Source organism: Arthrobacter citreus (assembly GCF_038405225.1).
In the GTDB taxonomy this organism is placed as follows: domain Bacteria; phylum Actinomycetota; class Actinomycetes; order Actinomycetales; family Micrococcaceae; genus Arthrobacter_B; species Arthrobacter_B citreus_A.
Genome location: NZ_CP151657.1, coordinates 676,906 through 697,431 on the forward strand (window position 1 = coordinate 676,906; position 20,526 = coordinate 697,431).

Annotated in this window: 16 protein-coding genes; 9 read left to right on the forward strand and 7 right to left on the reverse strand. The window is 66.8% G+C overall.

Annotated features, from left to right (window positions below):
- The first annotated feature begins 125 nt into the window (after positions 1-125).
- The 4 genes from AAE021_RS03195 to AAE021_RS03210 all read left to right on the forward strand — a co-directional run bounded on the left by AAE021_RS03195 (position 126) and on the right by AAE021_RS03210 (position 6,370).
- A complete protein-coding gene (locus AAE021_RS03195; protein WP_342024219.1) occupies positions 126-1,289 on the forward strand; it encodes an exonuclease SbcCD subunit D in 1,164 nt (387 codons plus the stop codon).
- The gene (locus tag AAE021_RS03200; protein WP_342024220.1) at positions 1,286-4,483 is read left to right on the forward strand and encodes an SMC family ATPase; all 3,198 of its coding nucleotides are present in this window, start codon (positions 1,286-1,288) and stop codon (positions 4,481-4,483) included. Before AAE021_RS03195 ends, AAE021_RS03200 begins: the two co-directional genes overlap by 4 nt.
- 150 nt (positions 4,484-4,633) lie before the next feature.
- Positions 4,634-6,082: an MFS transporter gene (locus AAE021_RS03205; RefSeq protein WP_342024221.1), complete on the forward strand. Its 1,449-nt coding sequence runs from the start codon at positions 4,634-4,636 to the stop codon at positions 6,080-6,082.
- Positions 6,083-6,196: 114 nt separating this feature from the next.
- Positions 6,197-6,370, forward strand: a complete 174-nt coding sequence (locus AAE021_RS03210; protein WP_342024222.1) for a hypothetical protein — start codon at positions 6,197-6,199, stop codon at positions 6,368-6,370.
- A gap of 147 nt (positions 6,371-6,517) precedes the next feature.
- Here AAE021_RS03210 and AAE021_RS03215 read toward each other — a convergent pair whose 3' ends face one another.
- The 5 genes from AAE021_RS03215 to AAE021_RS03235 all read right to left on the reverse strand — a co-directional run bounded on the left by AAE021_RS03215 (position 6,518) and on the right by AAE021_RS03235 (position 11,054).
- Positions 6,518-7,465 (reverse strand): serine/threonine-protein kinase, encoded by a 948-nt coding sequence (locus AAE021_RS03215; RefSeq protein WP_342024223.1) that lies wholly within the window; start codon positions 7,463-7,465, stop codon positions 6,518-6,520.
- Between the two features lie 278 nt (positions 7,466-7,743).
- On the reverse strand, positions 7,744-8,544 hold the full coding sequence (locus AAE021_RS03220) for an alpha/beta fold hydrolase (RefSeq protein ID WP_342024224.1): 801 nt from the start codon (positions 8,542-8,544) through the stop codon (positions 7,744-7,746).
- A gap of 3 nt (positions 8,545-8,547) precedes the next feature.
- A complete protein-coding gene (locus tag AAE021_RS03225) occupies positions 8,548-8,877 on the reverse strand; it encodes a biotin/lipoyl-containing protein (RefSeq protein ID WP_342024225.1) in 330 nt (109 codons plus the stop codon).
- The gene (locus AAE021_RS03230) at positions 8,870-9,835 is read right to left on the reverse strand and encodes an alpha-ketoacid dehydrogenase subunit beta (protein ID WP_342025293.1); all 966 of its coding nucleotides are present in this window, start codon (positions 9,833-9,835) and stop codon (positions 8,870-8,872) included. The genes AAE021_RS03225 and AAE021_RS03230 overlap by 8 nt, the downstream gene beginning before the upstream one ends.
- A 121-nt stretch (positions 9,836-9,956) precedes the next feature.
- The gene (locus AAE021_RS03235; protein WP_342024226.1) at positions 9,957-11,054 is read right to left on the reverse strand and encodes a thiamine pyrophosphate-dependent enzyme; all 1,098 of its coding nucleotides are present in this window, start codon (positions 11,052-11,054) and stop codon (positions 9,957-9,959) included.
- Positions 11,055-11,377: 323 nt separating this feature from the next.
- Between AAE021_RS03235 and AAE021_RS03240 the strand changes: the two genes are divergently transcribed.
- Positions 11,378-12,907 carry an LTA synthase family protein gene (locus tag AAE021_RS03240; protein ID WP_342024227.1) on the forward strand — a complete coding sequence of 510 codons (1,530 nt, stop codon included), beginning with the start codon at positions 11,378-11,380 and terminating at the stop codon, positions 12,905-12,907.
- A 245-nt stretch (positions 12,908-13,152) separates the two neighbouring features.
- A complete protein-coding gene (locus AAE021_RS03245) occupies positions 13,153-13,317 on the forward strand; it encodes a hypothetical protein (protein ID WP_342025471.1) in 165 nt (54 codons plus the stop codon).
- Positions 13,318-14,522: 1,205 nt separating this feature from the next.
- Here the strand turns inward: AAE021_RS03245 and AAE021_RS03250 are convergent.
- Positions 14,523-15,950 carry an amino acid permease gene (locus tag AAE021_RS03250; protein ID WP_342024228.1) on the reverse strand — a complete coding sequence of 476 codons (1,428 nt, stop codon included), beginning with the start codon at positions 15,948-15,950 and terminating at the stop codon, positions 14,523-14,525.
- Between the two features lie 143 nt (positions 15,951-16,093).
- On the opposite strand from AAE021_RS03250, the gene AAE021_RS03255 reads away from it, so the two are divergent.
- The 3 genes from AAE021_RS03255 to AAE021_RS03265 all read left to right on the forward strand — a co-directional run bounded on the left by AAE021_RS03255 (position 16,094) and on the right by AAE021_RS03265 (position 19,614).
- Positions 16,094-16,561 (forward strand): Lrp/AsnC family transcriptional regulator, encoded by a 468-nt coding sequence (locus AAE021_RS03255; RefSeq protein ID WP_342024229.1) that lies wholly within the window; start codon positions 16,094-16,096, stop codon positions 16,559-16,561.
- Between the two features lie 117 nt (positions 16,562-16,678).
- The gene (locus AAE021_RS03260) at positions 16,679-18,118 is read left to right on the forward strand and encodes a M20/M25/M40 family metallo-hydrolase (RefSeq protein ID WP_342024230.1); all 1,440 of its coding nucleotides are present in this window, start codon (positions 16,679-16,681) and stop codon (positions 18,116-18,118) included.
- Positions 18,115-19,614 (forward strand): MFS transporter, encoded by a 1,500-nt coding sequence (locus AAE021_RS03265; protein WP_342024231.1) that lies wholly within the window; start codon positions 18,115-18,117, stop codon positions 19,612-19,614. Before AAE021_RS03260 ends, AAE021_RS03265 begins: the two co-directional genes overlap by 4 nt.
- Here the strand turns inward: AAE021_RS03265 and AAE021_RS03270 are convergent.
- Entirely contained in the window at positions 19,611-20,525 is a 915-nt protein-coding gene (locus AAE021_RS03270) for an oxidoreductase (RefSeq protein WP_342024232.1), read from the reverse strand. The two genes, AAE021_RS03265 and AAE021_RS03270, sit on opposite strands and share 4 nt — an antisense overlap.
- Position 20,526 lies beyond the last annotated feature (1 nt).

Consider the following 20,526-nt stretch of genomic DNA (forward strand, 5'->3'; position numbering starts at 1 on the left):
CAAGGTCCTAACCGCCGCTCCGCGACACGCCCGCTTCCTGATGCAACCACCACCGCATCAGGGGGTGGGCGTTCTCATGCCCCTGGTGTCCGGGGAGTGTCGGTGCCGGGAGGTAGCTTTGGAGTATGCGAATACTGCACACCTCCGACTGGCATTTGGGACGCTCCTTCCACGGTGTGGGGATGCTGGGCGCCCAGCAGCAGTTCATTGACCGGCTGGTGGACACCGTCTGCGAAGAGCGGGTGGATGCCGTGCTCATCGCCGGAGATGTCTACGACCGCGCCCTGCCGGGCGTCGACGTCGTCCGCCTGCTGGATTCGGCGCTGGAGCGGATCACCGCAGCCGGGGCCAAGGTTATCCTGTCCAGCGGCAACCACGACTCCGCGGCCCGGCTGGGTTTCGGCAGCCGCATCTTTGAACGCGGCGGTGTGTACCTGAGGACCCGGATCAGCGAAATCGACGAGCCGGTCCTGCTCGAAACGGGCGGCAGCCCGGTGGCCGTGTACGGCATTCCCTATCTGGAGCCCCGGCTTGCCGCTCCCGAGCTTGGCGTCGAGACCCCGCAGCACGCCGCCGTCGTGGCTGAAGCCATCCGCCGGATCACCGCTGACGTGAAGCGCCGTGCTGACGCCGGCGAGCCCGTGCAGCCCGTGGCCATGGCCCACGTTTTTGCCAGCGGGGGCATCACCTCGGACAGCGAACGGGACCTCACCGTGGGGGGAGTGGGCGCTGTTCCACTGGACCTCTTCGACGGCTTCACCTACACCGCGCTGGGCCATCTGCACGGACGGCAGGAACTCAGTCCCTCCGTGCGGTACAGCGGATCCCCGCTGCCGTACTCCTTCTCCGAGGCGCGCCAGCAAAAAGGCGGGCTGCTGGTGGACTTCGACGGCGGCGGCCTGGTGTCGGTGGAACCCGTCGTCTGGCCGGCGCCCCGGCGCCTTGCCGTCCTCCGGGGCACCCTGGCCGAGCTGCTGGCGGACCCCGCGCTTGCCGACGCCGAAACCGCTTACTGCCAGGTGACGCTGACTGATGACGAGCGCCCCGCCAAAGCCATGGACAGCGTGCGCAGCCGTTTCCCCGACACCCTCGTCCTGACTTTCGAGCCGGCCTCCGGGCCGAGAGCCTCCGGCCAGACCTACAGTCAGCGGCTGGCCAAGGCCACTGATGACCTGGAGATCTGCTGCGGGTTCCTGGACCATGTGCGCTCCAGGCAGGCCGATGAGCAGGAGAAGCAGCTCTTCGCCGAAGTCCTGTCCAAGGTGCAGTCCACGGAGGCGGCACAGTGAGGATTCACCGCCTGGAAATCCAGGCCTTCGGACCCTTTGCCGGCCGCGAGGTCATCGACTTCGACGAGCTGGGTGCCCATGGTCTGTTCCTGCTGAACGGGCCGACGGGCGCCGGCAAGACCAGCATTCTTGATGCCATTTGTTATGCCCTGTACGGCGGAGTGCCCGGTGCCCGGCAAACGGCCAAGCGGCTGCGCAGCGACCACGCCGCACCGGATACGGCCCCCGAGGTGCTGCTGGAATTCAGTTCCGGTGACCGCCGCCTGGAGGTGGTGCGCAATCCGGCCTGGGACCGCCCGGCCAAACGCGGCACCGGAAAAACAGTGCTTGAGCAGGCACACACCACCCTGCGCGAATTCTCCCAGGGGGAATGGGTCACAAAATCGGCGCGCAACGATGAAGCCGGCGCCGAGATCCAAGCCCTCATGGGCATGGACAAGGAACAGTTCACCCGGGTGGTCATGCTGCCCCAGGGCGACTTTGCGGCGTTCCTGAGGGCCGATGCCAAAACCAGGGCGGACCTGCTGCAAAAACTCTTCGGCACCACCCGGTTCGAAGAGATCGAGGACCAGCTCAAGGAAGACCTCGCCGCTGCAACCCGGCAACTGCAGGATGCCCGCGCCGAAGCGGAGCATGTGCTGCGCCGGGCACGGGATGAGATGCAGCGCTGGCCGGCCGATGCCGAAGTGAACGGTGACAGGGCCACAGCGGGATCCGGTAACGACGCTTCGGTCGCCGGTGACGCCGACGCAGACGCCGGCGCGGCCGACGACGCCGGCAATGCCGGAGCCGCCGGAGCCGCCGGGACCGATATGGCCGCAGTGGAGGAGTTCCGCCGCATGCTGGCGGTACGGACCGCCGCTGCTCGGGAAGAACACGAGGTCCTTGCCGCTGCCCTGGTCGACGCGGAAGCTGCCCGGCAGGACCTCGAGCACCGCCGCGCCCGCGGGATCGCCCGGCAGCAGCTTGAGCGCGACGAGCAGGACCATGAGCGCCGGAACCCGGAGATCGCACCCCTGCGCGTTGCGCTGGCCCGCCACGAGCAGGCCGAGGCGCTGAGCGGTTACCTCCGGGCTGTTGACGCAGCCGCAGCCAAGCTCCGGCTCCGCGAAGAGGCGGCCCAACAGGCGCGGTCACATCTGGCGGCCCATTCCCGGGCCGCCGTGTACGGTTTGGCATCCGGCCCGGACGAGAAGACTGACGGAGGAACGGACGGCGACGCGGAGAACAGCGCTGACGACGCCGCGGCCGCCTCGGCCCTGGCTGCAGCGGACACCCGCCTCACCACTGAGCTCGGTGCCGCAGAAGCCGCCCTCGCGGAGGAAAAACGCATCAGCGACCTTGAGGAGGAGCTTTCCGGCGCTGCCGAACGGGCTGAAAGCCGGCGGGCAGCCGCTGCCGCAGCCCGTGCCGCCGCGGCTTCGCTCCGGTCCGAGGAAGCTGACCTGACCCGGGAACTGGAGTCCCTCAGGGAGCGGGCCTCACGGCGGGAATCAGCGGCGGATGACCTGGAGCGGGCCCGCGCCCTGACCCGGGCCATCTGTGAGCACACACGTGCCGCCCGGGAAGCGGAAACCGCGGCGGCCCTCGCGGTTGAGCTGCGCGGAAACTACCAGGACCGGCGCCAGGAGTGGCAGGACAAACTGCAGCGCCGGCTGGACCAGGCCGCCGCGGAACTGGCCGGACGGCTGGAAAGCGGACAATGCTGCCCCGTGTGCGGCAGCGTTGAACACCCCGCCCCGGCGGTCCTCCCCGACGGCGAGAGCGCCGTGACCCGGCAGGATGAGGAGCATGCCCGGCAGCTGACGGATGCGGCCGAGCAGGAGTTCGAAGCTGCCCGGACGCAGGCGGAAGCCGCCGGCCGCAAGGTGGCGGAACTGCGGATCCAGGGCGGGGACGGTGATCCGGCGGCGGCCCAGGCAGCGGAAGCAGCAGCTGCCGCGGCCCTGGACAAGGCAGCAGCCGCTTCCCTGGAACTGGAGGCAGCGCTGCAACGCTGCACCGAAGTGTCCGCCGAACTGGAGCAGCTGGCCGGGGAGGAATCCGCGGCGCTGGTCGCGGCCGCCCAGGCGGATGAACAGCACGTGGCGGCGCAGCGGCAGATAGCCGATCTCAGCGGGCGGGTTGAGGCCGCCCGGAACGGATTTGCGTCCCTTGCCGAGCGGGTTGAATGCATCACCGAACTGCGCGCATTGGTGGCTGCGGCGCGCCGCACCCTGGCGGACCGGAAGTCAGCGGAGGAAACCGCAGCGGAAGCCGGCCAGGACCTCGCCGCCAAGCTGGCGGACTCGGAATTCGAGACCGTGGAGGCGCTGCGGGATGCCCTGCTGGACCCTGAGACGGCCGCCGCCCACAAGCTGGCCGTGACCGCGTATGACCAGGAGGGACAGCGGCTGATGCTGCGCCGCGAAGGCGAGGACTCCGCGGCGGCCCTGGACGGACACGGTGAACCGCTTCCCGTCCCGGATGAGGAGGATCTGGTGATGGCGTCCGATGCAGCGTCCGAAGCCCGGAGACGGCTGACCAAGTGTTCGGTGGACCTGGGGCTGATGGAAGCCTCCGCTGAAGCGCTGCAGGCCTACGGCAGGGAGCTGGCTGAGGCGTCCGAGCGCATTCGTCCTTTGGAGGAGCGCTATGAACTGCTGCGCTCGGTCACTGACACGGCGCGGGGCCTCGGTGAGAACGGCTACAAAATGACGCTGAGCACCTATGTGCTCGCGGCGCGTTTGGAGCAGGTCGCAGCGGCGGCAACGGAACGGCTCTCGGCAATGACGGGCGGCCGGTATGCCCTGGTGCACAGTGATTCCACCTCCGGCAACAAGAAGGCCGGTCTGGGCCTGCATGTGACCGACGCGTGGACCGGCCAGCATCGTGACACCTCCACGCTCTCGGGCGGCGAAGGCTTCATGGCGTCGCTGGCCTTGGCACTGGGTCTGGCCGACGTCGTCCAGCAGGAGGCCGGCGGGGTCAGCATCGAGACACTCTTTGTTGACGAGGGATTCGGAAGCCTCGATGACACCTCGCTGGAGCAGGTGATGGACGCCCTGGAAGGCCTCCGCGACGGCGGCCGGGTGGTCGGACTCGTCAGCCATGTCGCAGAAATGAAGCAGCGCATCGGAGCGCAGCTGCAAATTACCAAGGGCCGCAACGGCTCCACGGTGCGCTTCTCCGCCGGCACCCCCGTGGGCGTGTAATCCACAGCCCGCGCCGGGGCAGCTGCTGACCCGGCGCAAGTTGTCCCGGAACGTCCCGCCGGCCCGCCCGCCGAGGGTAAAGTGGAAGGGTAGCCGGGTCGGGCGCATCGGGAGGGGGGACGATGCGCGCTGAAACATGTCTGGAACCGCATGAGCAATTTGCCCTCCGCCCCTTCATCTTCCCGGAGCCCGTCTCCGGACACCCCTGAGCCGCGTGAATCCAAGGCCCCTGTACCCGCGCCGGCTGAACCCGCGCCGGGTGAATCTGCGCCGGCTGAATCCGTGCCGGCGGATCCCGCCGGGAGCCCGGAAGCCACCACGGGCCGGTATGCGAGGATCTTCACGCTCGCCGGCCGCGGCTTTGTTCCCATCGCCTTCCTGGCCCGCCTGCCCCTGGCCATGCTGACCGTCGGAGCACTGACCCTGGTCACCAGCGTCACCGGATCCTATGCCACCGGCGGTTTGGCAGCCGGCGCCGTCGGAATCGGTTCGGCCCTGGGCGCGCCCGTCCTGGGATTCGTGGCGGACCGGATCGGCCAGCGCCCCGTGCTGCTGACCGCCGCCGTCGTGAACCCGCTGGCCATTGCGCTGACCCTGTACATGGCGTTCCTGCTGCCTGACGCGTCCAGTCCCGTCGCCGCCCTGGCCGCAGCCTTCCTGATGGGAGCCACCTGCCCCCAAGTGGGCCCGCTGGCCCGCGTGCGGTGGATGGCGATGACCGAACGGAAGCGCTCCGCGGACTCCGCCGGCAGCCGCGACCTCGATACCGCCATGTCCTACGAGGGTACGGCCGACGAGCTCAGCTTTGTGCTCGGCCCCGCCCTGGTCGGTCTGTTGGCTGCCGCCGTCGCACCGTGGCTACCGCTGGCCATTGCCGCGGTGCTGACGCTGAGCATGGTCAGCGCGTTCGCCGTGCATCCCACAGTCCGTTCGGTCGTCCCGGCGCGGGCGGCACGGGCAGCCAAAGCAGCCAGTGATTCCGCCGCCGAAAAATCGGGCACGCCGGCCGAACCGGTGGCCGCCCAGCCCCGCGCTGACTGGCTGCTGATCGCGCTTCCCGTCCTCGGCATGGTGGCCATGGGCACGTTCTTCGGCGGAACACAGACGAGCCTCACCGCTTTTGGCGGTCTCTTCAACGTTTCTTCCGCCGCCGGCCTGCTGTACGCGGTGATGGGCATCAGCTCGGCCGCAGCGGCTCTGTCCGTGGCTTTCTGGCCGGAGCGTTTCACCGCTTCCGCCCGTTGGATGGTGTCAGCAGCCGCGATGGCTGCCTTCTCGGTGCTTCTGCTCTTCCCGGCAGACATTCCCACCATGCTGGTGGCACTCTTCGTCCTCGGAATTCCCGTGGGCCCCACCATGGTTAGCATCTTCGGGATTGGCGCCGTGGTTGCTCCCCGGCACCTGATGGGCACGGTCATGACCATGCTCGCCAGCGGAGTGGTCACTGGAACCGCCATTGGTGCCGCGCTGGCCGGACGGCTGGGGGACAGTTCCGGGCATCAGGCTGCGTTCCTGGTGCCCGTGGGTGCCGCCGTCGTGCTGCTGATTCTCAGCCTGTGTGTCCGGTGGGCAGTAGCCTCCCGCCTGCGGCGAAAGTAGGAGACACCGGCCGGGGACCAGACTGGCCGGCTGTCGGGGCGGCCCTCAGTTGCCTTAGTATCGAATCAAGCGCCGGAGTTTTCGGCGGAGCCGCAGCGGATGAGGAGACCCACCATGGGCAGCGAACAGAACGCCAACAAGGACCACTCCAAGGACGGCGAAAACACAACGGGACCCGAGGGAACCATTCCTGACACCAAGGATGGCGTCGCCGCAGCGTCCACCGATGAAGCGTCGAACTTCGAGCCCGAAGAAGATCAGGAGTCCGCAGAGGGCGGATCCAAGTAGCAGGCTCAATCTGAAGCAGGACGCTTCGACACAAGCTGCAAGACAGAAACCCGGACCGGGGATTCCCGGTCCGGGCTTCTATGTTGTCCAGTGAACGTTGTTCAGTGAACGGTGCGCTGCGTGGTTGTCCGCGGCTGCCCGGCGGAGCTAGCCCAGGCTGGGGGCGTGGGTGGGCGGCAGCGGGATGTAGATGTTGCCCGTTGTGATCCCGCCGGTGACCATGTCATCCGCCGCCGAATCAGGACCGTCAGCCGTCAGCGCCGGAACCTCGGCCTCCATGCCCAGTGAACGCAGCGCCGCCGCGGCGTCGTGCGCATCGGGCCGGGCGTCGACGGTTCTGGCGGTCATTGAGCGCAGCAGTTCCACCCACTCGGAACCCAGGTCCCCCGGGATCTCGGGGTCACGGACCAGGCGGGCGACGGCGGACTCAACGATCGGACCCGGGAAGGCCTTCTCTCCGGTGAGGCACTCGAGGAGCACCAGCCCCAGGGAGTAGATGTCGGTCCGCGGATCGACGGCCCCGCCGAGCGCCTGTTCCGGACTGAGGTAGTTGGCGGTGCCTATGGTTGCGCCATGGGCGGTGGCGATGGTTGCCTCGGTCATCCGTGCGATGCCGAAGTCGGTGAGCTTGGGGTAGAGGCGGGTATCGTTCTCCGCCAGCGGATACAGGAGGATGTTGGCGGGCTTAACGTCCCGGTGGATGACGCCGTTGGAGTGCACGTAGTTCAGCGCGTCGGCGAGGTCCGCCCCCAGCGATGCTGTGGCGGCCGGACTCAGCGGCCCTGACTTCAGGGTCCGCCGCAGGTCCGGTCCGTCGACAAGCTCCATGACCAGGAAAGTGGAGGAGCGGCCGTCCTCATCCTGCATCATCCCGGCGTCCAGCAGGGTCACCAGTCCGGGATGGTTCAGCGTTGCGAGCAGAAGGGTTTCGGTCTGCTGGCGGCGGCTCTCATCGTCGTCGCTGACGTTGGGACGGAAGAGCTTGACCGCGACCTCGCGCCCAAGGTTCTGATCCACCGCACGGTAAACGGAGGCGGCGCCACCCGTGCCAATGAGCTCGGTGGTCCGGTATCGATTCCCCAGGAGTACATCCACGGGTGTCCTCCTAGAGGGTGTGTCGAGAAACTAAAAGCGGCAGGGCATCCGGGTCTGTTGCTTACCACCGGACGCGGGGTTCAGAACATTTCATCAGCAGCCTGATTAATTTGATCCTAGCCTGCCCACCGCTCCACCATATCCCGCCACACCGGTGGATCCGGGCAGGGGAAGTCGGCTTTATCAAGACGTAATATGTGCCTTCTCACCCGGATATGTGCCTTCTCACCCGGGAAGTGCCCCGGGCACTGCCGCCGAGGCGCTTTTCCTGACCGGGCCTACCCGAGGAAGCTGATGGCCGCCTGCTTGAAGGCCCGGGACGTGACCGCGTTCGCGTGGGTGCGTGCCGGGAGCGGAAGCAGTTCCGCCTGTCCCGACAACCCGGCCAGCTCCGCGTTGCCGGCCGCGAAGGTATCAAGGTCTCCGGCCACCAGCAGCAGCGGCATGGCCGGAACCGCCTCGGCGGGGACAAACAGCTCATCCTGGATGGCCTCCACCATGGACAGCAGCACGGGCAGGTCGTTGCCGGGCACCAGTGCAGCCATGCGCAGCAGTTCGGCAGTGGTTTCGTCGGCCACGTCCCCGGTTTCCCCGACGGCTGCGCGTGCCGCGGCCAGATCGAACGAGGCCAGGGGATCACCGGTGCCTGGTCCGCCGCCCAGGACCATGCGGTGGACCAGCTCGGGCTGGGTTGCGCCGAATTCCCAGGCCAGCCGGGCGCCCAGCGAATAGCCAATAACGTCCACTCCGGTTTCCGGACGATCAGCGGCCAGGGGCTGCACACCCGCGTCCATCAGCAGCTGCAGCAGGTCAGCGCGGAGCCGGCTGGGGCGGTATGCATCCAGCTCCACCGGCGCAGCGCTCCGTCCGTGGCCTGGCAGGTCCACGGTGATCACCCTTCTGCCGGCAGCGGTCAGGGCGCTGACCCAGCCGGTATCGTGCCAGTTCAGCTGCGACGAGGACGCGAACCCATGCAGCAGAAGCACGGGGCGCGGGACCCGGGCTCCGCCGTCGGGCTCGATAAGTTCGGCGAAAAGCTGCGGGTCGGTGCCCTCGACGGCGTGGGTCCTCAGTTCCATGGCCTAGTCCTCGTCCAGTGCGGCGGTCAGCCGGACGCGGCGGCGCGCCGGGGCCTCCTGCGGCACGGTTCCGACAATGCCGGCCGTGTTGTCCGGAACCTCAAAGATGATCAGCGGTTCGCCGACGTTGATTTTCTCGCCCGGCGAGCCGTAGATGCGCGCCACCCGGCCGGCCTGCGGTGACGGGAGCTCGAGAGCCGATTTGGACGTCTCCACCTCCACCAGCGGCTGGTTCCGCTCCACCTGGTCACCCTCGGCCACCAGCCACTCCAGGACGGTGGCTTCGATCAGCCCCTCGCCGAGGTCGGGCAGGGGAAAGGAAATTTCAGCCACGTCGATACTCCAATACTCGCTGGATCCCGAACAGGATGCGGTCGATGTTCGGGATGTACTCGTCCTCCAGGTCACCTGAGGGATACGGTACGTCGAATCCCGTGACCCGCTCAACCGGAGCCCTGAGGGTGTCAAAGCAGCGTTCGGTCACCAGGGCGGCCACCTCGGCCCCCAGCCCGGAGGTCAGCGGAGCTTCATGCACGACGACGGCGCGCCGGGTGCGCGACACCGATGCAGCAAGGCCGGCGGCGTCGATGGGCTTGAGCCAGCGCAGGTCCAGGACCTCCACCTCGATGCCGTCCTCGGCCGCGAGCTCGGCCACCTGCAGGCAGCGCGCGACCATGGCACCCCAGGCGATCAGCGTGACGTGCTTGCCGGGACGGACCACCTTCGACCCCAGGGGAGTGCCGCCGTCGGACGCGATGACTTCCCCCTTTTGCCAGTAGCGGGACTTCGGCTCCATGAAGATCACCGGGTCCGGACGGGCGGCGGCATGCTTGAGCAGGTGATAGGCCTCGTGCGGGCTCGACGGCGATACCACCAGCAAGCCGGGGACATGGGCAAAGAGCGCCTCAAGGGATTCACCGTGGTGCTCCGGGGCACGGATGCCGCCGAAGCTGGGCACCCGCAGCGTGACGGGCATGGGCAGCGTTCCCCGGCTGCGGTAGTTCATCCGTGCCAGCTGCGTGATGATCTGGTTCACCGCGGGGTAGGCGAAGCCGTCAAACTGCACTTCGGGAATGGGATGGAACCCGGCCATGGCCAGGCCCACGGACATGCCAAGAATGCCCGATTCGGCCAGCGGGGTATCCAGGACGCGGTCCGCGCCGAAGCGCCGCTGCAGCCCGTCGGTGATGCGGAAGACGCCGCCGAGCAGGCCCACGTCCTCGCCCAGGACCAATGCCTTCGGGTCCTGTTCCAGGATTTCCGCGAGCGCGCGGTTCAGCGCGGCCTGCATGGACAGGGTCTCGGCGGCCCCGGAACCGGCGGGGGCGGGAGCGGCGGCGGACTGCTGCTGGGCGGCCGTGTCCCCGGTGTTGTCCTGCGCGGCGGCCAGATCCGATCTGCCCGTCAACTGGTCAGTCATGTTCGGATTCCTTCCGCCAGGCGCTGGCCTGGTCCTTGAGCTGTTGCGTGGTTTCGGCGAACACAAACTCGAACATCTCCGCCCCGGGACGGGGCTTCAGTTCCTGCACCCCTTGGCGGATGGCCTCGGCGGCTGCCACGGCATCAGCGTGGGCGGTGTCCAGGAAGTCCTGGCCGGCGTGCCCGGCTGAAAGCAGCTGATCGGCCAGGAGCGCCACGGGGTCGGTCCCGGCGTCGCGCCGTTCGTCCTCGAGCATCCGGTAGCGGCCGGGGTCGTCACTGGTGGAATGGGGGCCGCGGCGGTATGTCATGGCTTCGATCAGCACCGGCCCGAGGCCGGCCCGGGCGTGGGCCAGCGCCTCGCGGGTCGCCTGGACTACGGCGGTGACGTCGTTGCCGTCAACGGTCAGGGCTTTCATGCCGTATCCGGCAGCCCGCGCCGCCACGGTCCCGCCGGCCACTTGGGCCTCGGTGGGCAGCGAGATCGCCCACCCGTTGTTCTGCACGAAGAAGACCACGGGAGCCTTGAGCACGGCGGCGAAGTTCATCGCTTCGTGGATGTCGCCCTGGGAACTGGCGCCGTCGCCGAAGTAAGTCAGGGCAGCGGCCAATCCTTCTGCCGGAGCGCCGCCGCCGGTTGCCCCGCTGCCGGCCGATGCCCCGCCGTCGGTTGCGCCGCCGTCGGCCTGCGCCGTGAGCCGCTGGCCGTGCGCCCAGCCCACCGCGTGCAGCACTGAACCGCCCACCACCGCCTGGATAGGCGCCAGCCGGGTGGTTACGGGGTTGTACAGGCCGCCGTGCCAGGACGCCTTGTGGGTGGCCATGTACTCAACCATGTCCACACCCAGGGTCAGCGCGGTGCCCATTTCCCGGTAGGTGGGGAAGATGAAGTCGCGGCCGGCGTCCATCGCGAAGGCGCTGCCCACCTGCGCGGCTTCCTGTCCGAGTTCCGGGGCGTAGCCGGGGATGATGCCCTGGCGCTGCCAGGCGACAGCGGCCAGGTCGAGCTGGCGCACAGAGGTAAGCAGCCGGTACAGCCGGCGCAGTTCGTCGCCGGAAAGATCCGGGATCGTGGATGTGACTAAGACCATAGGTCGAAACCTAGCTCCCGGGCTTCGGCGCTGCAATCAGCGCGCCGGAGAGTGCACAGGATGTCATTATTTGTTCCGGGTAAGCCGCGAAGGCTATACAAACTGTGCCCTCGGGTTCGGCGGCGCCCCGGCTGCAGGGCCGTCGGAGAAAAGTTCGCTGAGCGTCCGGGTGCCGCAATTCATGTCCCCAATCCACTGTTGAACGGGCGGTGTACCGGTATTATGCTTCACATGCCCGAAAACGGGTTGGATGTCAAGGGTGTTTGGCGCAAACGCGGGCATCGGGAACGCGAGGGGTTGTCATGTCTGGCCGGATTTTTCACTTGACCCGACGGGGTGGCGCCGTCATGGGACAAATCCTGGTCTATTTGCTGATCTGGGCCGGACTTGCGCTGCTGATCGCCGCCTTTGGCATCCGTTTCTTTTGGGGCGAAATTTCCGTCAACCAAATGCTCCTGAATCTTGTCTCCGTGGAAACCGACGGTGGGGGCGGGTCCATCGTGTGGCTCGGCATCCTGGGGATTGGCGTTGTGCCCCTGCTCATCACCGTTTCCATCGCGCTGCTGCACCGCCGCCGCAAGCGCCGCCTCCGCAGGGGTGCGCCCGCCCGCCCGCGCCATTACCGCTGGATCATGCGCAGCATCTCCACCGTTCTCGTGGGCGCCGTCGTTATCGGAGGCACCACGGCCTTCGCCAGGACAGTGGGAGTTGCCGACTACATCAAGGCCGCGAACTCTCCGTACAACATTGGCGACTATTTCGTGGAGCCAACCGTCACCGGTGATGAGCAGAAGCGCAACCTGGTCCTGATCTATCTCGAATCCGGCGAGCAGACCCTCGCGGATGACCAGCTCTTCGAAAAGGATGCCTTCGCGCCCCTCAAGGAAGTCACCAGCACCACGGATGGCTGGGCCAGCGTGGAGAATTTCAAGCAGTACCAGGGTGGGGGCTGGACCATGGCCGGTCTCGTCTCGACCCAGTGCGGCATCCCGTTGAAGGGTGTGGGTTCCGGGGGCAGCAGCGAGGCTGGGGAGCTCGAGGAGGACGGTGACACTTACCTGGGCGGGTCCACCTGCCTCGGCGACGTCCTGTCGCAGCACGGCTACACCAATGTGTTCCTGGGCGGTGCCAACTCATCTTTCGCCGCCAAGGACACGTTCCTGGGCAGCCACGGCTATTCGGAGCAGATGGGCCTCAACGACTGGCGGGCCGCCGGTGAGCTGGAGGAGGACTTCCGCAGCGACTGGGGCCTCAGCGACGAGCGGCTCATGGCCAACGCCGCGGAAAAGATCGATGAACTGCATGCGGAGTCGGAAAGAACCGGTCAGCCGTTCAACCTCTCTCTGCTGACCTTGGACACCCATGAGCCGGTGCACGTTTATGACTACTGCGATGTGGACACCCAGAACGAGGTCACCTCGGTGTTCTCCTGTTCCATGACCCAGGTGGCCGCATTCGTGGAGTACATGAAGGACAAGGGGTATCTCGAGGACACCGCCGTGGTGATCATGGGCGACCACCTCAAGCACATGAGTGCCGGTGATGCCTTCCACGAGCAGCTGGATTATCACGGCAACCGTACGGTGTTCAACCGGATCTGGATCCCGGGCGGTGCCGCGGACCGCACGCTGCGTCCCGGCATCGACCAGCTGAGCATGTTCCCCACCATCTTGGAGGCCGCAGGGCTGACCGTGAAGGACCATGAAGCCGGTCTGGGTGTCTCAGCCTTTACCTCGGATGTCCCTGCGGACTCGGCTCAGGCCATGGAGCCTGAGGCCTACGGCGAACTGCTGGACTCGCTTTCCCCGCGGTTCTACGCGGATGCCTGGTTCGCCAAGGAACTGATGCGCTAGCGCGGTGCGGCCTTCCGCCGCAACGCGGCTAGGCGTAGTTAGGCGTCTGAAACCGCGCTAAACCTCGTTAAACCCGGCTGAACCTCGCCAAATCTCGTTCAACCTCCTCAAACCCGGCTGAACACGGGTGACGGAAGGAACCTGCAGGGAGCGTGCGGGCGAAAAGGCCGCGATTCGACACCTCCCGCCGTGACCACTTTTGCGCCCGGACTGGCTTTTATTTTTTTACCGGGTATGGTCGTGAGGTGTCGATGCTGTTTCTTTCAGAGGAGCCTAAATTGTCAGGTAAATCCCCCCAGGGTTCAAACGAAAAGAAGCCGGGCAAGTCCATCAAGGACAAGCGGGCCGAAAAAAGAGCCAAGAATTCCAGTGAGAACGAACTGATTCCGAAGAAGCGCAAGGGTCAGTAACAGGCGCGCTGCTCCGCCGTCAGGTGGGCCCCCTGTGATCCACGAGCCGCCCTAAGCAGCGGCAGGAGGGTCCGGAACAGCTGTGCAGGCCGTACTCGGCCGCCGGTTGGTCCGGGCCCTTTAACATTCCCCGGGCAAACCGTTGCGCTCGGAAGAATCCAGGGGCGGAAATTCCCTCCCGATTCATGCGGTGGAATTTTGGAACGTTTATACCTTCGCTGGGGAATTTGCTGCGTGACTCCGCTGCGGCATTGTGTCGAAGTTTATTTTTTTTGGCGCTGAGGGTAAATAGCGAATTTCTTCATGCGGAAAAACCAGCGGATCTTTAGTGACGGTTTTTCCCAATAATCTGAAGCAAACCGCAAATATCAAAATGGCGGGCAGATCCGTCGTGCCCAGGAGCTCACCGGACCCCCACTGGACCTCAACACCCGGACCTCAACACCTACCCGCTGATGGTTCAGGGCGGGGTATCAGCGCCGCAAGGACGATCCTTTGTGCAGCTATCGGGGCATCAGAGGATCCTTCGTGCAGATAACGGGATCAAGAGCCCCGAAATCGGACTTTTGAGCCCCTGATGTGCACGAAGGATTCCGGGAAGGCCCCTGATGTGCACGATAGATCGCCGTCTCCCTTCTGGCCTCGGAAGTGCCATCTATCGTGCAGCTAGCGGGGCGCCGGCGCCGCTGGAACGGTCCATTGTGCAGGTACTGGGACATCGACGGCGTCAGGACGATCCTTTGTGCAGCTAGCGGGGCGTCAGAGGATCCTTCGTGCAGATAACGGGATCAAGAGCCCCAAAATCGGACTTTTGAGCCCCTGATGTGCACGAAGGATTCCGGGAAGGCCCTTGATCTGCACGATAGCTTGCCGTCTGCCACTTTCTGGCCTCGGAAGTGCCATCTATCGTGCAGCTAGCGGGGTGCCGGGGCCGCTGGAACGGTCCATTGTGCAGATAGCGGGACATCAGAGGATCCTTCGTGCAGATAGCGGGAACAAGAGCCCCGAAATCACACTCTTGAGCCCCTGATGTGCACGAAGGATTCCGGGAAGGCCCCTGATCTGCACAATGGATGCCGGGAAGGCCCCTGATCTGCACGATAGATTCCGGGAAGGCCTCTTCAAACCATCCTGGGGATGCCCCGCAGCTTCCCGACAGGAAAGGAAAAGCGGGGGCAGCCGCCGCAGACCGGCGGCCCGTCCTGTCAGTCCGTCAACTGGTGGGGTTGGCCCTGGCGCTGTGTCCGGCGGTCCAGCAGCCACGCGGCAGTGCCGAGCAGGCAGGTCAGCGCCATCGTGGCCACCAGCTGGATGCGTACGGCCGGATCCAGGAACCCGAGCACCACAATGCCCGCCAGCAGCGCCAGGGCAAAGTAGGAGAGCCAGGGGAAGGCCCACATCTTGAACGTGAGGACCGTTCCGGCGGCCTCGGCGCGGCGGCGCAGAATGATCTGCGAAACGATGGAGACACCCCAGACCACCAGGCAGGTGGACCCCACCAGGTTCAGCAGGATCATCAGGACCGTCTCCGGGTACAGGTAATTCAGCACCACCGCCAGGAATCCGAACGTGACCGAGGCGGCGACCGCAGCCCGGGGCACCCCGTTGGCGCTCCTGCGGGCCAGGGGCTTGGGCATCCGGCCCCGCTCGGCCAGGGAGAACACCATCCGGGAGGCCCCGTAGAGGTTGGCGTTCAGTGCTGACAGCAGTGCCACCACTATGACAACCGCCATCACGACGTCGGCGCCCGGCACCCTCGCCGCGGCCAGGGCTGCAACGAAGGGCCCGGTGCTGAGGGCTTCGCTGTCCCACGGCAGGATGGTGACGATGACCAGCACCGAGCCGATGAAGAACACCAGGATCCGCCACACGACGGAGCTGATGGCCTTGGCGATGCTCGTCTCCGGGTTCTCGGTGTCCGCGGCGGCGACGGCGACAATCTCGGTGCCGCCAAAAGCGAAGACCACCAGCAGCAGTCCGGCGCCCACTCCACTCCAGCCGTGGGGCATAAAGCCGCCGTTGCCGGTGAGGTTGCTCATGCCGGGAGCCGGAACGTTGGGGAGCCAACCGGCGATAAACGCCACCCCAATGGCCAGGAAGGCCACAATGGCGAGCACCTTCAGCAGGGCGAACCAGTACTCAAACTCGCCCAGGTTTGCGGCTCCGCCCAAGTTGATGGCGGTGAAGAGGCTGATGAAGACCAGGGCCAGCACCCACTGCTGGGAGCCCGGCCACATTGAGGCGACAATGGCGGCCGCAGCAGTGGCCTCGGCAGCGATGACGATGACCAGCTGCAGCCACCAGAGCCACCCGACGGTGGTGCCGGCCGGGCGGCCGAGCGCCTTTTCCGCATACACGGAGAAGGCACCACTGCTGGGATCGGCCGCGGCCATTTCCCCCATCATCCGCATGACGAGGACAACCATGGTGCCTGCGATCAGGAAGGACAGCAGCACCGCAGGTCCGGCGGCCTGGATGCCGGCTCCGGAACCTACAAAAAGTCCGGTGCCGATCGCGCTTCCCAAGCTCATAAACACCAGGTGGCGGGGGAGCATCTTCCGCACCTTGGCGGGCTGCGCCGGCGGCGGGGTAGCTGATCCGGAGGAACCGGCTGCGGACGTTCGGGGGGTCATGGAAGAAGCGCCTTTGGGAATGGGGATTGCCGTGAAGCGGCCTATCCATCTTATGCCGTGGTCCATGACTGGAAGGAATGTAAGGTTTTCGTGGCAGAATACTCACAGTTTGCACAGCTGTAAGCCGTGCCGGAGGAGGAAAAATGCCCACAGACGCCCTGGACGCCCGCATCATTACACTTTTCACCGATGAACCCCGGATGTCCGTGCTGGAGGCGTCGCGCACACTGCAGGTGGCACGCGCCACGGTCCAGGCGCGTTTGGACCGGATGCAGCGGCTCGGGGTCATTTCCGGCTGGGGGCCCCGGGTGGACCCGGCCGCCCTGGGCTACGGAGTGGTTGCCTACTGCTCACTGACGATCAGCCAGGACGCAGGCCACGCCGCGGTTGTCCAGGCTTTGGAGCAGATCCCCGAAATCCAGGAAGTCCATACAGTGTCCGGCGAAAGCGACCTGCTGGCGCGGGTGGCCGCCCGTTCCAACTCCGATCTGCAGCGCGTCATTGACTCGATGGTTGCCACCCGCACCATCGTGCGCTCTTCGTCGGTGATCGTGCTGAACACCCACTTCGAAGGCCGTACCCTTCCACTGCTGCGGGCCGCATCCGAATAGGGCTTCCGCCCCCTTTAATCGCCATCCCTTTCAAGGACTTCCGCCCATTTGCCGGGTAGTACCGGGGCAAAGCACCGGTCCCGGGCGGCGGGGCGGGGTCCCCGCTACACTCGGGGCATGAAACACACCAGGGGTGTTAAATCTGCGGCCGGTGTCCCGGAGACCAGAGACTCCGCCGCGCTGGAAGCCGGCCTGGCCGCCGCATCCAAGCTGTCCCGCCTGATCACCTGCCGGACCGTATCCTCCCGGGATCCGCAGGACTTGGACATCGGTGAGTTCGACGCCTTCATCCAGGCCCTTCCGGAGCTCTATCCCCTGGTGCACCGGCACCTGGCCCTGGAACGGGTAAACGGCTACGGGCTGCTCTATCACTGGCAGGGAAGTTCCCCGGCCGCCGGGACTCCAAAGCCGGAAGCGGAGGACGCCCCCGGTGCGCTGGTCCTGATGGCCCATTACGACGTCGTTCCCGCCTCCCATCCGGAGGCCTGGGAACACCCGCCCTTCTCCGGGAATATCGCCGGCGGCAAGATCTGGGGCCGCGGAACGCTGGATGACAAGGGCTCCCTGGCCGCAGTCCTGCAGGCCGTGGAACTCCTGCTGGTTGAAGGTTTTGTTCCGGCACGGGATGTCTACCTGTCCTTCGGAAACAATGAGGAGACGGCGGGGACCAGCGCCGGTGTGGCCGCAGCGTTGCTGGCCGGCCGGGGGATCAGGCCGTGGATGGTGCTGGATGAGGGCGGGGCTGTGGCCACCCAGGCCTTCCCGCTCGTGGACCGCCCGGTGGCCGTTGTGGGCGTCACGGAAAAGGGCATCCTGGACGTGGAGCTGTCCACCGGGGATGCCGGCGGGCACGCCTCCACCCCGCACCGCCGGGGTGCTACGGCCAGGTTGGCCCGGGCCGTCGTCCGGCTGGACGAGAACCCCCTGCCGGCGGTCCTGCCCGCGCCGACCATCGAAATGTTTGCCCGGCTTGCTCCAACCGCCCGGTTTCCGGCACGGCTGATCTTTAGGCACATGGGAGGTATCTTCCGGACACCGCTGACCCAAATCCTTGCCCGCATGGGCGGCGAGTCCGGAGCGCTGACCCGCACCACGGTGGCAGTGACTCAGCTGCACGGCAGCAGTGCCGCAAACGTGCTGGCGTCCAGGGCCACGGCCAACGCCAACATTCGCGTGACCCTGGGGGACACCGTGGACGGAACCTTGAAGCGGCTGCGGCGGATCATCCGGGATCCGTCGATATCGCTGCGCGTGGTGGAAGGCAATGAGCCATCACCGGTTTCAGCAACGGATAATGATCAGTTCGCGCTGCTGGCACGGACCATCACCGGGACCTTTCCGGACGCCGTCCCGGCTCCGTACGTCATGCTCGGCGGAACCGACTCGCGGCGTTTCACCGGAATCTGCGATGCCGTGTACCGGTTCGCCCCGTTCCGGATGGACCGGGAGGCCCGGGCCAGCATCCACGGGAACAACGAGTGCCTGAGCGTGCAGGCCTTTGGGGAAGGCATCCTGTTCTACTCCCGGCTGCTACGCAACCTGGAGCCGGGGCTGTGACTTCCGCCGCCGGCGTCGGGCACGGCAGCCTGCGCCCACTGGCTTCCCTGGTGTTTTTCCTGGCACTGGTGGAAGTCACCAGCGGCATCCTGCAGGGGTACTACACGCCCATCCTCACGGACATCGCCCGGAATTTGGACATCAGCGACGGCGACGTCAACTGGTTTGAAGCCGCCCAGCTGATGCTCAGCGCGCTCGCTGTTCCGGTTCTGGCAAAACTCGGCGACATTTACGGGCACAAGAGGATCCTGCTGGTCTCAACCGTGCTGACCGCTGCCGCTTCCTGGGGTGTGGCCTTCGCGCCGGACTTCTGGACGTTCCTGGCCGCCTGGTCGCTGCAGGGCTTTTACGTCGTCTGGCTGCCGCTGGAAATTGCGTTGATCTTCAGCCGTTCCGCCGTCCTCCCGGGTCGCGCGGCGCTGACCCGCAAAGCGGCGGGCCTGCTGGTGGGCGCCCTGCAGTTCGGGGTCATCGCGGGCGCCCTCGCCGCCGGCGGACTCGTGGAAGTTTTCGCCGGCCGGCTGGAGATCACCCTGATGATTCCCGCGGTGGCCGTAACGCTGTGCATCGCGGCGGTTCACTTCGGCGTGCCCGAAACACGGGCAGAGGACCGGGCCGGCGGCATCCTGGACACCCGCGGGTTCCTGCTGCTCGCCGTCGGACTGCTGCTGATCACTTCGGGGCTAAGCTTCCTCCGGATCAACGGTCCGGGCACCTGGTGGGTTTGGGCCGTCCTGCTCGCGGGGGCCGCGGCGTTTGTTCCGTTTGTCCGCTGGGAACTGGGCCGGACGGATCCGCTGGTGGACTTTCGGATGCTGCGGCAGAAGTCCATGTGGCCCGTCCAGCTCACCGCGGGCCTGTTTGGCATCTCCGTCCTGGGCGCGCAGGCCCCCATGTCCACCTTTGCCCGCACCGACCGCGGGCTGCACGGTTACGGGTTGGGGCTCGACGCGTCAAACGTGTCGGTGATCATCGGGTCCTATGTCCTGTCAGTGCTCATCGGGGCGCTGCTTTTCCCCGTGGTTTCGCGCTACACGACGCCGCGGCTCACCCTCAGCGGAGCGGCGGCGCTGGTGGGGACCGGGTACCTGCTGTTCCTGCCCTTCCACGACACGCTGGCGCAGACTCTCACCAACATGGTCATTGCCGGCCTGGGCTCGGGGGCCCTCGTCGCGGCGCTGCCGTCCGCGGCCGCCGCTGCGGCACCGCGCAACCGCACCGGCATGGCCACCGGGCTCACCAACACCACCAAAACCATTGGCGGGTCATTCGCCTCGGCAGTATTCGGGATAGCCCTGCTCAGTGCGGCAACCGATGCCCTGGCCGGCGGCGCCGGAGCGCCCACGGCGGCACCGCTCTCGGGTTACCTCACGGTGTGGACCGTGTGTTCGGCGACGGGGTTCCTGGCCGCTGGGCTGCTGCTGCTGGTGCCGCGGCTGGCCTTTGCGGATGTTCCCCTCGCGGCCGGTGACGCTCCGCCACCCGGAACCGGTTAGTCCAGCCCCTCGAAGGCAACACCGGTGAGCTTGGTGCTGACCTCCCACAGCCTGCCGGCCGCAACGGCGTCGCGGGCCTGGGGTGCGGGGGCCACCGGAGCGGGTTTGCCGCGCAGCTGCCCGGGACCGTCCGGGCCGTAGAAATCTCCGCCCCGCACGCCGGGGGCGGTTGCCGCGTACAGGGTGGGAAGTGCTCCGAGCGCCCCGCTTTGGCCCAGCAGGCGGAAGAAGGCGCCGAGGAGGTCCAGGGTGGCGGGGTGGTGCATGCCGGCGGTGAGATTGGTGCTGGCGAACCCCGGATGGGCTGCGGCGGCCACCAGCTTTTCGCCGCGCGCTTCGAGCCGCCGGTTCAACTCAAAGGTGAACAGCAGGTTGGCCAGCTTGCTCTGGTTGTACCGGGCCCACGGCCGGTAGCTCCGCTCGGCCGCCAGATCCTCGAAGTCGATGCGTCCGCCGCGGTGGGCGAGGCTGGAGACGGTGACGACGCGCGGAGCGGGGGCGGCGCGCAGCGGGGGCAGCAGCAGCCCGGTGAGGGCGAAATGCCCCAGATGGTTCACCCCGAACTGGAGCTCAAAGCCGTCAGCCGTGGTGCCGCGCGGGGTGGCCATGACCCCGGCGTTGTTGATCAGGAGGTCCACCGCGGTGTCCTGCTCTGCGGCGAAGGCACGGACGGATTCCAGCGAGCCAAGGTCCAGCTGCCGCACCCGCACGTCGTCGTTCCCGGTTTCGGAGCGGATCCGCCGCTGCGCCGCAGCCCCGCGCTGCGCGTCCCGGCAGGCCAGCTCCACGCTGGCCCCCTTCGCCGCGAGAGCCAGGGCGGTCTGCAGCCCCAGCCCGCTGTTGGCTCCGGTGACGACGGCGGTTTTGCCGCTTTGGTCGGGAATGTCGTCCGTGCCGTAGGCCTTCACCACT

Excerpts from the sequence above, each read along its gene's own strand:
- AAE021_RS03195 (WP_342024219.1), top strand. The coding sequence starts at position 126 with ATGCGAATACTGCACACCTCCGACTGGCATTTGGGACGCTCCTTCCAC.
- AAE021_RS03205 (WP_342024221.1), top strand. The coding sequence starts at position 4,634 with ATGAGCAATTTGCCCTCCGCCCCTTCATCTTCCCGGAGCCCGTCTCCG.
- AAE021_RS03210 (WP_342024222.1), top strand. The coding sequence starts at position 6,197 with ATGGGCAGCGAACAGAACGCCAACAAGGACCACTCCAAGGACGGCGAA.
- AAE021_RS03220 (WP_342024224.1), bottom strand. The coding sequence starts at position 8,544 with ATGGAACTGAGGACCCACGCCGTCGAGGGCACCGACCCGCAGCTTTTC.
- AAE021_RS03230 (WP_342025293.1), bottom strand. The coding sequence starts at position 9,835 with ATGCAGGCCGCGCTGAACCGCGCGCTCGCGGAAATCCTGGAACAGGAC.
- AAE021_RS03235 (WP_342024226.1), bottom strand. The coding sequence starts at position 11,054 with ATGGTCTTAGTCACATCCACGATCCCGGATCTTTCCGGCGACGAACTG.
- AAE021_RS03250 (WP_342024228.1), bottom strand. The coding sequence starts at position 15,950 with ATGACCCCCCGAACGTCCGCAGCCGGTTCCTCCGGATCAGCTACCCCG.
- AAE021_RS03255 (WP_342024229.1), top strand. The coding sequence starts at position 16,094 with ATGCCCACAGACGCCCTGGACGCCCGCATCATTACACTTTTCACCGAT.
- AAE021_RS03260 (WP_342024230.1), top strand. The coding sequence starts at position 16,679 with ATGAAACACACCAGGGGTGTTAAATCTGCGGCCGGTGTCCCGGAGACC.